Here is a 304-nt window from a genome sequence, read left to right as displayed (position 1 = left end):
CTTTGCGGCGCGCCTCAATGCTGAGGTCCACCGCAACGCCGCCATGCTGCAGGCCGCCTTCGCGCGTGTCTACGCCGAGACGCGGCCCGGCGCCCGTCGCACGCAAGGCCGCATCGACCTGCCGGATGTCAGCTGGCTCAGGGACGAGACGCTCGCCGAATGGGATCGCCGTCAGAAGGCCGCCGAGCGCCGGCTGGGCAGCGAGCCAGAGCGGCGTCAGGCCGTTCTTGCGCGCGTCGAAGACACGTTGTTTCGCCGCTTTGCCGGCCGCCTCAACGAGGTGCAGCAGCATGGCCTGGGCATC

General features: G+C 70.4%; 1 protein-coding gene. It reads left to right on the top strand.

Translation table 11 applies throughout. The features are described from left to right. Window positions 1-304 (top strand): hypothetical protein (locus tag CH341_RS34830; protein ID WP_170149903.1); only part of this gene is annotated, 304 nt, incomplete at both ends.

Source organism: Rhodoplanes roseus (assembly GCF_003258865.1).
In the GTDB taxonomy this organism is placed as follows: Bacteria; Pseudomonadota; Alphaproteobacteria; order Rhizobiales; family Xanthobacteraceae; genus Rhodoplanes; species Rhodoplanes roseus.
The sequence above is the reverse complement of the archived record's forward strand: the minus strand, read 5'-3'. Positions and strand labels throughout refer to the sequence as shown.